Genomic DNA, 11248 nt, shown 5'->3' on the forward strand with positions numbered 1-11248 from the left:
GGTCCGCCCGCGTCCCGCGCACTCCCACGCGGGACGCCTCACTCGCCTCGGTGGCGCTAGAGGGCCGGCCGGTTCGCCAGCGCCTCGCGCAGCACACGCAGGCACTCCTCGCGCTCCGCGCCCACCAACTCCAGCCGGGGACCCCGCACCCGCTCGTGGCCCCAGCCCACTTCCTGCTGCACCAGCTTGATGAGCTGCACGAACTTCGTCACGGTGTCCAGCCGCAGCAGCGGCAGGAACCACCGGTACAGTTGGAAGGCGGCGTCCTTCTTTCCGGCGAGCGCCAGGTCGAACAACCGGACCGACTCCGCCGGGAAGGCATTCACCAGTCCCGCGACCCAGAAGCGCGCGCCTGCCTCCACGCCCTCGACGAGGCAGTCATCCACGCCCACGCCCAGGGCGAGCCGGTCGCCCAGCAGCGCGCGGATGGCGGTGACCCGGCGAGCGTCCGTGGAGGACTCCTTCACGGCGACGGCGTTGTCGTGCTCGGCCGCCAGCTCCGCCAGGTGCGGCGGCGTGAAGTCCGTCTTGTACGCGACGGGGTTGTTGTAGAGCAGGCCCGGCAGCTTCGTGGCGCGCAGGACGGCGGACATGTGGGCCTTCATCTCGCGCCAGTCGCTCGAATAGACATACGGCGGCAGCACCATGAGCCCGGCGCACCCGGCCTCCTCCGCCGCGCGCGCCAGCCGCACGGCCTCCGCCGTGGAGAGCGCGGCGATACCGGGGATGACGGGCGCCTTCACCGCGTCCACGCACGTGCGCATCAGCGCGACCTTCTCCTCCACGCTCAGCGTGGCGCCCTCGCCCAGCGAGCCGCACGGGATGATGCCGGTGCAGCCCTGCGAGACGAGCCACTGCACGTGCGCGCGCACCGCGCCGTGGTCCACGGACAGGTCCGCGTTGAAGGGGGTGGTGATGGCGGGAAGGACACCATTCCAAAGGGTCATGACGCTCTCGTGTGGGGTGGAGGAGAAGGAAGTCTCAGACTGCCGATGCGCGCGGGGAGGCAGGGCGGACGCACGTCCTCCCCCGTCCAGCCGAAGAGGACCTCGGCCGCCGCGCCGCAGGTGCGCCCCTGACAGGCGCCCATGCCCAGCCGCGCGTAGAGCCGCGCCTCGCGCAGGTCGCGGCATCCGTCGAGCGCCTGGAGCGGCACGTCCTCGCAGCGGCACACCAGCGTCTCCGGAGTCGCCAGTCGCCGCAGCTCCTCGCGAGGCGCATCGTGTCTCGCCAACTGGTCCGCGAAGGTCCGGACCGCGCGCCACGAGCGCTCCAGCCCGGTGGGGACGGGCTTGCCGGCGGCGACGTGCCCGACCAGCTCGCCGGTGACCAGCGCCTGGTCCACGCCGCCGATGCCCAGCAGCTCACCCACGGCGTGGACGCCCTTCACGCGCGTCTCCAGGCGCTCGTCCACGACGACCGCGCCGGAGGCCACCTCGCAGCCCAGGAGCTTCGCCAGCTCCAGGTTCGGGACGAGCCCGTAGGCGGCGCCCAGGTAGTCACAGGGCAGGGTCTCCTCGTGGCCGCGCACGGACAGGCGCACGCGCTCGACGCGCGCCTCGCCCTCGGCGGCCACCACCCACGCGTCCGTGGCGGTGGGAATCCCGACCAGCGAGGCCGCGAGCGCGGCGCCCTGGAGCAGCTTGCCCGGGTGGCGCCAGAGCTGGAGCGCGAAGCCCCAGTGCCGCGCGGCGGGAGCCTGCTCCGCGATGAAGAGGACCTCGGCGCCGTGGCGGTGGAGGGTCGCGGCGGCGGCGAGCAGCAGCGGGCCCGTGCCCGCGAGCACCACGCGCTTGCCTCGCACGGGCAACCCGTCCTTCACCAGCACCTGGAGCCCGCTGACGCCGAGCACGCCGGGAAGCGTCCAACCCGGGAACGGGAGGAAGCGCTCCCGGGCACCGGTGGCGAGCACGGCGCGGCCGTAGCGCACGGCCAGGGACGACGTGCCCTCCTCGACCAGCAGGAGCCCCGGCTCGGGCGCGGCGACGACCCGCGCACCGGGGCGGAACCTCGCGCCGGACGCGGCGAAGCGGTCGAGCCAGCGGCGCGCGAGCCGGTTCTCCCGCTTGCGCGCCTCGCCCCTCCACACCTGACCTCCCGGCTGGGATTGCGGGTCGAGCACGAGCACGCTCAGCCCCGCCTCGGCCGCGTGACAGGCGGCGGCGAGCCCGCCCGGGCCCGCGCCGACGACGACGAGGTCACAGGCCTCACGCATCGGTCACCACCTCCTGCCCCTCACGGCAAGGCACGAGGCACGTCAGCACCTCGGGCACGCCATCGACGGTGGCCCGGCACTCGAAGCAGACCCCCATCCCGCACAGCGGTCCACGTGGCCGGCCGCTCAGGTCGGCGCGGCTGACCAGCGCGTCCCCGGTGCCGAGCGCGGCGGCCACGGACGTCCCCTCCGGCACCGTGACGACGCGACCGTTGATGCGCAGGGTGACGACCTCCGACTTCGGAGCGCTCATGAGCGCAGCTCCCGGGCCTCGCGGCGACGCTCATGCATGGGCCACCTGCCTCGGCGTCCGTCCCAGGAATCGCTCGGGGAGATAGGGACGCGCGTCGATGGCGGAGGAGCGCCCCAGGAGCTGGTCCGCCACCAACCGGGCGCTGCCCGTCGCGGTGGTGATGCCCAGTCCTTCGTGACCACACGCCAGCCACAGCCAGGGCTGCTCCGGGTGGGGCCCCAGCAACGGCAGGCCATCCGGCGTCGCGGGGCGCAGACCGGTCCACGCGCGCAGGGCCTGCATGCCATCGAGCCCCGGGAGGAAGTCCGCGGCGCGGCGGAGCATGCGCTCCAGGATGGCGGCCTCCACCTCGCGTGTCCCCACGCCGGGCTGGCGCGAGGAGCCGAGCAGGAGCTGCCCGGTGACACGCGGCTGGGCGTTGAACGCGACGGAGGCCCCCTCGGTGCCGTGGGCGCTCTTGACGTATCCCAGCTCCACGAGCTGGTGCTTCACCACGGGCGCGCCGCGCCGGGTGATGAGCAGGTGTCCCTTGCGCGGGGTGATGGGGAGACCGGGACAGAGCGAGGGGCTGGCCACGCCCGCCGCGAGGACGATGTGTCGCGCGGCCAGGACGTCGCCATTCGCGAGGACGACCTCTCCGGGGCGCAGCGCCTGGGCGGGGGTGCCCGTCATCAGCCGCGCCCCACGCGCCTGGGCTCGCAGCGCGAAGGTGCGGGCGGCGAGCGGCGGATACACGACGGCGTCCCCTGGGACGCGCAGCGCCCCCACCAGCCCCGGGGCCAGCGCGGGCTCGGCCTCGTAGAGCGCGGCGGCGTCGAGCACCTCGACCCGCACTCCCGCGGCCCGGTAGTTGCTCACCTTGGAGTCGACCGCGGCCATCTCCTCGGCGTCGGCCGCGAGCCACAGCGTCCCGCACGCGTCGTACTCGACGGCGCGAGGCAGCCCCTCCGCCAGCGCCCGCCACAGCGAGACGGACCAGGACGTGAGCGCCAGCTCCGCGGCGTTGTCGTCCATGGCCACCAGGTGGCCCATGCCACACGCGGTGGTGCCCGTGCCGATGGAGCGCGCCTCGACGAGCGCGACGGACATGCCCGCCTCGCTCAACGCGTCCGCGAGCGCCGCCCCGACGATGCCTCCACCGACGATGGCGCAGTCGACGGCGCTCACCCGATGCCCCACGCGAACGGGTCCGTCGGGTCGACGAGCAGCGTGCCCTCCGCGTTCACCGAGGCCGTGCCGGTGATGGTCGGCAGGATGCGCTGCCCGTCGCGGACGTAGCGCCCCTCGAAGCGGCTGCCGATGATGCTCTCCTGCACCCAGGTCGCGCCCTCGGCCAGCGCCCCCTCCGCCGCGAGGCAGGCCAGCTTCGCGCTCGTCCCGGTGCCACAGGGGGACCGGTCATACGCGAGCCCCGGACACAGGACGAAGTTGCGCGCGTTCGCGCCCGGGGAGCCCGAGGGCGCGTACAGCTCGACGTGGTCGACCTCCGCGCCGTCGGCGCCGGTGATGTGCTGGTCGGAGAGCGCCTGCTTGATGGCGGAGGTGTAGGCCGTGAGCGCGGGGATGTTCGCCAGCTCCAGGGCGACGTGCCGCGCGCGGGAGAGGAAGAACCAGTTCCCACCCCAGGCGATGTCGCCGCGCACCTCGCCGTGGCCCGGCACGGAGACGGCCACATCGTGCGCCAGCCGGTAGCTGGGCACGTTGGCGATGCTGACGCGCCCGTCCGGGTGCAGCGTGGCCTTCACCACGCCCACGGGGGTCTCCAGCGCATGGCCCCCCGGACCGATGCGCCCCAGGTACTCCAACGTCTTCACCACGCCGATGGTGCCGTGGCCACACATGCCCAGGTAGCCCACGTTGTTGAAGAAGATGACGCCCGCCACGCTCGACGGATGGACGGGTGGGCAGAGGAGCGCGCCCACCATGACGTCCGAGCCCCGGGGCTCGCAGACGATGGCCTTGCGGAACGCATCGAACCGCTCGCGGAAGCGCTCGCGCAAGGTCGCCAGGTCCCCCTCGCCCAGCTCCGGTCCCCCCTCCGTCACGACGCGCGTGGGCTCTCCACCGGTATGACTGTCGATGACACGAATGCGGCGCATGCGAGCGACTCCCTCGACCCGGGCGTTCCAGGCTCCGACCCTAGGGACATCGGCCCCAGGGTTCTTGGGAGATTCGACCACACCCGCGTGGGAATCATGCAAATGCCAGGGAGCGAGGCCCCCTCACGACGGCAGTCTGGCGATGTTGAGGGTGACGGCCCCACAGGCGCCCTCGAACCCTTCGATGATGATGAGCAGCTGCACGCCCTTGACGAGCCCGTTGAGGGTGACCCGCGACTGGGGGGTCGTCGAGGTGTCGTCGTTGCACCCCATCACGCTGGACGTCGAGGTGAAGTGCCGGATCTCCATGACGGTGTCGAAGTTCGAGTTGATGGTGGAGAAGGTGTACTTCCCCGTCTCGGGGACCGTCCAGACGTAGGAGATGTCGCGGGAGGAGCCCGAACCACACGTCGTCCGCCACTGGTTGGACGCGGTGCAGGTCGACGGATGGGTCGCGATGGGGCTGCCCAGCGCGCGGCCCAGGTCTCCCACGAAGGTCATCTGGCTGACCTCGCTCGGCTCCCCGAGCACCTCGCTCCCAGTCCCTCCGGAGCCCTCGGGCCCCCACTCACCGAGCCCCTCCTCCTCCGGGGGCACCGGACCACAGGCCCCCGACATGACCACCGCGGCGACCGCACCCATGACAGACCCGACCGTTTTCGACATGGCGTACCCGACCCTGTTCGTGTCCCAGCGCAGCCCCGCCCGAGGTATCCGGCCGGGGCGGGCAGACACGGGAGGTTGTGCCTGCCTGCCCACAACGTTGGTTCGAGGTCATCGGGCGACCATTGCCTGCGCGGTCCGGGTCCCCATTCCGTTCCGGATACTTTCATTCTCGAAAACCAAGCCGCGCGTGGGGAGACGACCGCGGCACGTCGAAAGAGAGGATTCGCAACTTTCCCGGCGGGCCCGTGTTCGAGGGACCCATGCGAATCCACCACCTCCTCCTGATGACGACGTTGCTGTCCGCCTGCGGTCCCGCCTCCGCGCCGCGGGCCCCCTCCGCCGAGGAGGCCCCCGTCGACCAGCAGCAGTCGGAGCTGGCCGGCTGGGCCGCCGTGCGCGCGTTGCTCGTGCAGCGCGCGGCCGCCGGGGGTGTCTCGGACCTGGGGCTGATGGTGTTCGACGCCCAGGACGACCTCGTCTTCCAGCACATGGTGGGCACCTTCACGCCCACCACGCGCGTGGCCGTGGCGTCCGCGTCGAAGTTCGTCTCCGGCATCGTGCTCTTCGAGCTGGTCAAGCGCGGACAGTTGAGCCTCGACTCGACGACGGGCGCGGTGCTCGGCTGGACGGGGCCCAAGGCCTCCATCACCCTGCGCCACCTGCTCTCGTTCACCTCGGGCATGAACCCGGAGAACGTCTGCACCACCAACCCGGACATCACCCTGGCCACCTGCGTGGCCATCCTCTCCGCGCAGGCGCCCGTCGCCGCGCCCGGCACGCGCTTCGACTACGGCAGCACGCACCTGCACGTCGCCGCGCGCATGGCGGAGGTCGTCACGGGCAAGACGTGGAACACGCTGTTCAGCGACATCCTCCGCGCGCCGCTGGGGCAGGCCACCGCCGTCTCCTACTACTCGCGCCCCCGGCAGGCCCTGGGCACGCAGAACCCGCTCATCGCCGGCGGCCTGCGCGCCTCCATGTCCGAGTACGCGGACTTCCTCCGGCTCGCGTTCCACAAGGGCCAGACGCCCGCCCTCACCGTGGGCACGCCCGCGCTCTTCGACACCCAGGCGCGAGAGCCCTACGACGTCGTCATCGGCAACTCGCCCATGCAGGGCATCGGCCTGCCCTTCCACTACGGCCTCACCGCGTGGCTGGAGTGCCTGACGCCCGCGCAGGGCTGCACGCGGCTCAGCTCGCCGGGCGCCTTCGGCTTCACGCCGTGGATGGACCGCGAGAGCGGCTACTACGCCATCCTGGGCATGGAGCTGACCGTCACCGCGGGCGAGGGCGGCGTCGCGGAGTTCTCCGTCAACCTGGAGCGCGACCTGGCGCCGCTCATCCGCGACGCGCTCGCGCCCTGAGGCCGCGCCTCACGCGTCGAGCGTGCCGGACGCGAGCGAGCGCTTCGCCGTGCCCGACATGCTCTCCGCGAGCGTCTGCACCGAGCGCGTCACCTTCTGCGTCTCCTCGACGACGCGCAGCGTCTGCTGCATCTGCCCGGACAGGTCCTGGATGGCCACGGCGATCTGGGACGTGCCCGCGTCCTGCTGGGCCACCGCCGCGGAGATCTGCCGCACGCTGCTGCTCGTCTCGCTGATGATGCCGGTGAGCTTCTGCAACTGCGAACCCGACACGCGCACCGCGTCCAGGCTCACCCGCACGCGCTGCTCGCCCTGCTCGCTCACCTTCGCGGCCTCGCGCATGCTGGCGCTCACCCCGTCGAGCACCTCGCGGATGCGCTGGGTCGCCAGGATGGACTGGTCCGCCAGGCTGCGCACCTCGCGGGACACCACGCCGAACCCGCGGCCATGCTCCCCCGAGCGCGCCGCCTCGATGGCCGCGTTGACGGCGAGCATGTTGGACTGGTCCGCCAGCGCCTTCACCGTGTCCACGATGCCGGAGACCTCCCGCGTGCGCGCATCCAGCGCGAGGATGCGCCGGGCCATCTCGGACACCTCGGAACGGATGGCCTCCAGGTTGGTCAGCGTGCGGGAGATGGCGGCGCCACCGTCGCGGCCCGCCTCCTCCGCCACCACCACGGAGTTCGACAGGACGCGCGCCTTGTCCGCCGTCACCATGGACCCCTGGCGAATCTCCTGCACCGTCTGCTCCAGCTCCTTGAGCGCCGTGGCCTGACGGCTGATGCCGGCCGTCTGCTCCTCGCTCGACGTGCGCAACTGCTGCACCACCGTGGCCAGCTCCCCCGCGCCGCTGCCCATGCCCTGGGCCAGCTCCCGCACGTCGTTGCGCCGCGCCTCCAACTGCCGCATGTGCTGCGCCAGCGACCGCACCACCAGCGAGGAGCGCCGCGCGACGATGCCCACCAGCGACAGGGTGAACGCGAGGAAACCCCAGTGGACGTAGGAGTCCACCGAGTCCATCAACCCCAGCAGGGGCAGCATGCCCAGCAGCAGCACGCCCGTGAGGATGCCCAGGCCCACCACGAAGATGCGCGCGTCGGGGTTGCCTCGCCAGGCCGCGACGGCCGCCACCACGACGCAGAGGAACAGGCTGGGCAGCGACAGGCCCGAGAAGGGCTGGAGCAGCCGCAACGCCAGGCTCACGTCCACCAGCGCGAGCGCCGCCAGCAGCGACGTGGGCACGGAGAAGGCCACCGCGAAGCGATGGAACCAGACCTTGCGCCCCTCCAGGATGCTGTCGGAGATGAACCAGGCGAGCCCGGGTAGCAGGCCGTAGGCGCCCACGAGCAGGAGCTGGGTGCCCAGCGCGTCGGCGGACCAGAGCGCGGAGCACAACCCGCTGGCCCCCACCAACAGCAGGCCCGAGCTCGCGGAGAACATCGCCAGCGCCACCAGCATCCGCCGCTGGCGCTCCTGCAGGAACATGGCCGCCACCGCCACCAGCGCGATGGCCCCCAGCAACACGCCCATGACGAACGGCGCCAGGCCCTCGCGCGTCGCCTCCGTGAGCAGCGCGTGCCGCGCCCCGACCCGCGCGTCGCGCGTCACGCCAATCGTCGACCCGGTGCTCTGGATGCGCAGCAACACCCGCTTGCCCGCCGTGCCCGGAGGCAGCGGCACCAGGTGCCACCCCATGCTGTCGACGACCTCGCTCCCGCCCGGTCGCACCTTCCCGCTCGAGTGGATGCGCCGCCCGTCGAGGTAGACCTCGTACGCGTTGGCCACCGCGCCCAGGAAGAGCGCGGGCTCCAGCCACGCTCCCTCCGGCATCGGCAGGCTCAGCCACAGGAGCGTGTCGTCGCCCCGCCCCGGCGGCTCGTGCAGCGCGTCCGTGGGGGCCCAACCCGCGCCCTCGCCCGACTCACGCGCCCAGGCGGGGACGCCATCCGCGCCCACGGGTGAGTCTCCCCAACGGTAGCGCCAGCCGTCGCCGACCTCGACGCTCCCCACCTGCGCGCGCGCCAGCGGACTCCATGCGAGCAGCAAGACCAGGAGCCACTGACTCGCCCTGCCCCACCACCCGGTCCGGCCGCGCCTTGAAACATCCGAGACGAGACCAGCCGACGCCACACGACACCGAACGCGGGAGAGACCCATTGATGTGTCGGATGCTCGGGCCAACCCGGACACGAATGCAAATGGGGTCGGCTCACCCCGCGGCTCGCGCGAGATGAGACATCGACTCATGAGACCAGGCGACGGAGCGAGCCGACATGACGACCTGCGTCGATGACTTCAGTCACGGTGATGTTTCAGCAGGGATGTCTCAAGAAGATGTATCGCCGTAGCTCGCCGGAGCCTCCTGGCGCGCTCCCCCTCCGCGCGCCTCCATGAGGTCCGACATGTGGGATTTCGAGCGCCAGCCTCCTCCATGGACCTCGCTCTCCACGCAGCCGGAGAGCCCTTCGCGGCAGGTCCCCCCGGGTTGCCTTGCCCTCCCAGACTGTTTCCGGGTGAGGGGTAATTGTCCCCTACTCAAGGATTTCCGGTGAATCCGTTTTAGAACTCGAGGGCGTGAGACGATTCCCTGGGGCAGGCGTGGGAACACCGTGGAGGGAACCATGGGCATGACGGAGCTGGCGGTCCTGCTGGAGGGCGTGCGAGGGGGGGACCTCTGCGCGAGGGACGCGCTGATGGTGGCGGCCTACCAGGAGCTGCGGACCCTCGCGCGGGCGGCGGCGCTCGATGACACCCACAGCCCCCTACAACCCACGAAGTTGGTGGACGTGGCCTGGGGGCGCCTGTTCGGCGAGGGCGCGCGCCAGGAGCACCGGCGGCACTACCTCGGCGCGGCGGCCCAGGCCATGCGTCAGGTGTTGCTGGACCGGGTGCGGCTGCGCGGCGCGCTCCAGCGGGACTGGACGCGGGAGCGGGTGAGCATCCACGACACGGAGCTGGACTCGCTGTCTCATGTCGACATCGAGGTGTTGAAGCTGGAGGAGGTGCTCACGGAGCTGGAATCCTTCCAGCCCCGGCTCGCGCGCCTGCTGGAGCTTCGCTACTTCGCGGGACAGGGCCTGGCGGAGACAGCGGCGGCGCTGGGTGTGTCCATCGCCACCGTGCGGCGGGACTGGGCCTATGTGCGCGGCTGGTTGGTGGAGCGGCTGAGCCACTGAAGTCCGCCCGGAGGGGCCGTCAGCGCGGCTGCGTGGGAGACCCGCGCCGCAGCGAGAGCGACGCGAGCCCCGCCAGGAGCAGGATGGGCGCCAGCAGCACCGCGCCGAACCAGCTCAGCGCGTAGGTGATGCCGAAGAGCATCGCGGCCATGCCCCCCTCCAACGTCCCGGACAGGACGCCCACGTACTGGCGACCGCCGAGGAGATGGAGCACGCCGAACACGGCGACGAGCAGCAGCGCGCGCGACACCATGGGTGAGCGCAACACGGGGACGAGCTTCTTCATGGATGGACCTCCGGCCGGCGCGGCGACGCGGCGAGTGTCCAGAGCGGACCCTGGACCAGGGAGTACAGGAGCACGGCGTCCGCGAGCACGTTGCCCGCGGCGAAGCGCAGCCCCGTGGCGTCGTGCGTGGGGAAGGCGGCGAAGCGCAGGCTCGTGACGAGCCCCTCCAGCAGCGCCTCGTCCCCGAACGCGGCCGCGCCCACCAGCGCCAGCCCGCTCGAGCCCGCGTTGGCGTTCACCAGGGGGATGGTGGGCCCGGAGTCGATGTCCACGCGCGCCGCCACGGAGCGGGGCCACTCCCCCGCCCAGGCGAAGCCCCACAGCTCCCCCACCAGCTCCGCGCGGGCGCGCTGGTACTGCTCACGGGCGAAGTCCGCGTCGACGAGCTGGAGCATGTGCGCGGCGAGCCACAGCGTGGAGCCCTCCGGGCCATCCCGCGTCCGGCCGCGCCAGGTGAAGCTGGAGACGAGCAGCCCCGTGTCGGCGTCCACCAGGTGCTCGCGGGCCGACGCCACCCAGCGGCGGCGCAGCGCCGAGTGGTCCCGCCCGTCCACCGCGTCGGAGAGCGCGAGCGCCGCGAGCGACACCGTGTTGCAGAACGTCCAGCCCTCGTCCGGGTAGCTCTCCGCCAGCAGCAGCGGCGCGCGCTCGAGCTGGCCCACCACGCGGTCCACGCGCTCGCGCAACACGGGCGCCCACGCCTCGCGAGGCGCCACCCGCTGACGCGCGGCGAGCATCAGCGCCAGCTCGCCGTCGACGAACAGGCTCCGCCCCGCGGGGTCGAGGAAGGCGCCGTCGTGGACGTAGGGCAGGAGGAAGACGTCGTCGCGCCCCTGCTCGTCGAGCAGCGTCCGGGTGATGAGGGCATCGACGACCGCCAGGTGCTCGGCCTTCCGCTCGGGTTCGCGCAGGGCCAGGTTGGCGAAGGCGAGCGCGGAGAAGGTGCGGGACATCAGGTCCCACTCCGGATTCAGCCGGCGCATCCCGGCGGACTCGGGGCTGTCGTCACGCAGCGCCAGCGCGCGCTGGCGGGCGGCGAGCGCGGGTGCCAGCGCGCGCGGGTCCGACGGGCGGAACCAGAACTGGAGCGTCGGGACCCACACCGCCGCGGCCACCAGGACGAGGAGGACATTGCGTCGCATGCCCTGACTATCGACCGGTGAACGGGCGCCCGGGACCCGGGGCGGGT

The 11248-nt window shown here is 72.3% G+C and carries 11 protein-coding genes; 2 read left to right on the plus strand and 9 right to left on the minus strand.

Annotated features, from left to right (window positions below):
* Positions 1-56: 56 nt before the first annotated feature.
* From LZ198_RS25040 to LZ198_RS25065, 6 genes are all read right to left on the minus strand, one after another.
* Complete coding sequence (locus LZ198_RS25040) at positions 57-947, minus strand: dihydrodipicolinate synthase family protein (RefSeq protein ID WP_253974559.1); 891 nt, start codon at positions 945-947, stop codon at positions 57-59.
* Positions 944-2215: an NAD(P)/FAD-dependent oxidoreductase gene (locus LZ198_RS25045; protein ID WP_253974560.1), complete on the minus strand. Its 1272-nt coding sequence runs from the start codon at positions 2213-2215 to the stop codon at positions 944-946. The genes LZ198_RS25040 and LZ198_RS25045 overlap by 4 nt, the downstream gene beginning before the upstream one ends.
* Positions 2208-2468 carry a (2Fe-2S)-binding protein gene (locus tag LZ198_RS25050; protein ID WP_253974561.1) on the minus strand — a complete coding sequence of 87 codons (261 nt, stop codon included), beginning with the start codon at positions 2466-2468 and terminating at the stop codon, positions 2208-2210. The genes LZ198_RS25045 and LZ198_RS25050 overlap by 8 nt, the downstream gene beginning before the upstream one ends.
* Before the next feature lie 30 nt (positions 2469-2498).
* Positions 2499-3635 (minus strand): NAD(P)/FAD-dependent oxidoreductase, encoded by a 1137-nt coding sequence (locus LZ198_RS25055; RefSeq protein ID WP_253974562.1) that lies wholly within the window; start codon positions 3633-3635, stop codon positions 2499-2501.
* A complete protein-coding gene (locus LZ198_RS25060) occupies positions 3632-4567 on the minus strand; it encodes a proline racemase family protein (RefSeq protein ID WP_253974563.1) in 936 nt (311 codons plus the stop codon). The genes LZ198_RS25055 and LZ198_RS25060 overlap by 4 nt, the downstream gene beginning before the upstream one ends.
* A 123-nt stretch (positions 4568-4690) precedes the next feature.
* Positions 4691-5209, minus strand: a complete 519-nt coding sequence (locus LZ198_RS25065) for a hypothetical protein (RefSeq protein WP_253974564.1) — start codon at positions 5207-5209, stop codon at positions 4691-4693.
* Positions 5210-5493: 284 nt separating this feature from the next.
* Here LZ198_RS25065 and LZ198_RS25070 point away from each other — a divergent pair, with 284 nt between their 5' ends.
* Positions 5494-6597: a serine hydrolase domain-containing protein gene (locus tag LZ198_RS25070; protein ID WP_253974565.1), complete on the plus strand. Its 1104-nt coding sequence runs from the start codon at positions 5494-5496 to the stop codon at positions 6595-6597.
* 9 nt (positions 6598-6606) lie between these two features.
* Here LZ198_RS25070 and LZ198_RS25075 read toward each other — a convergent pair whose 3' ends face one another.
* The gene (locus tag LZ198_RS25075) at positions 6607-8643 is read right to left on the minus strand and encodes a methyl-accepting chemotaxis protein (protein WP_253974566.1); all 2037 of its coding nucleotides are present in this window, start codon (positions 8641-8643) and stop codon (positions 6607-6609) included.
* Positions 8644-9218: 575 nt separating this feature from the next.
* Between LZ198_RS25075 and LZ198_RS25080 the strand changes: the two genes are divergently transcribed.
* The gene (locus tag LZ198_RS25080; protein WP_253974567.1) at positions 9219-9773 is read left to right on the plus strand and encodes an ECF-type sigma factor; all 555 of its coding nucleotides are present in this window, start codon (positions 9219-9221) and stop codon (positions 9771-9773) included.
* A 19-nt stretch (positions 9774-9792) separates the two neighbouring features.
* On the opposite strand, the gene LZ198_RS25085 is transcribed toward LZ198_RS25080, so the two are convergent.
* Both LZ198_RS25085 and LZ198_RS25090 read right to left on the minus strand, forming a co-directional pair.
* Positions 9793-10059, minus strand: coding sequence for a hypothetical protein (locus LZ198_RS25085; RefSeq protein ID WP_253974568.1), 267 nt, complete (start codon positions 10057-10059; stop codon positions 9793-9795).
* Entirely contained in the window at positions 10056-11201 is a 1146-nt protein-coding gene (locus tag LZ198_RS25090) for a linalool dehydratase/isomerase domain-containing protein (RefSeq protein ID WP_253974569.1), read from the minus strand. Before LZ198_RS25090 ends, LZ198_RS25085 begins: the two co-directional genes overlap by 4 nt.
* Positions 11202-11248 lie beyond the last annotated feature (47 nt).

Source organism: Myxococcus dinghuensis, assembly GCF_024198235.1.
Classification (GTDB): Bacteria; Myxococcota; Myxococcia; order Myxococcales; family Myxococcaceae; genus Myxococcus; species Myxococcus dinghuensis.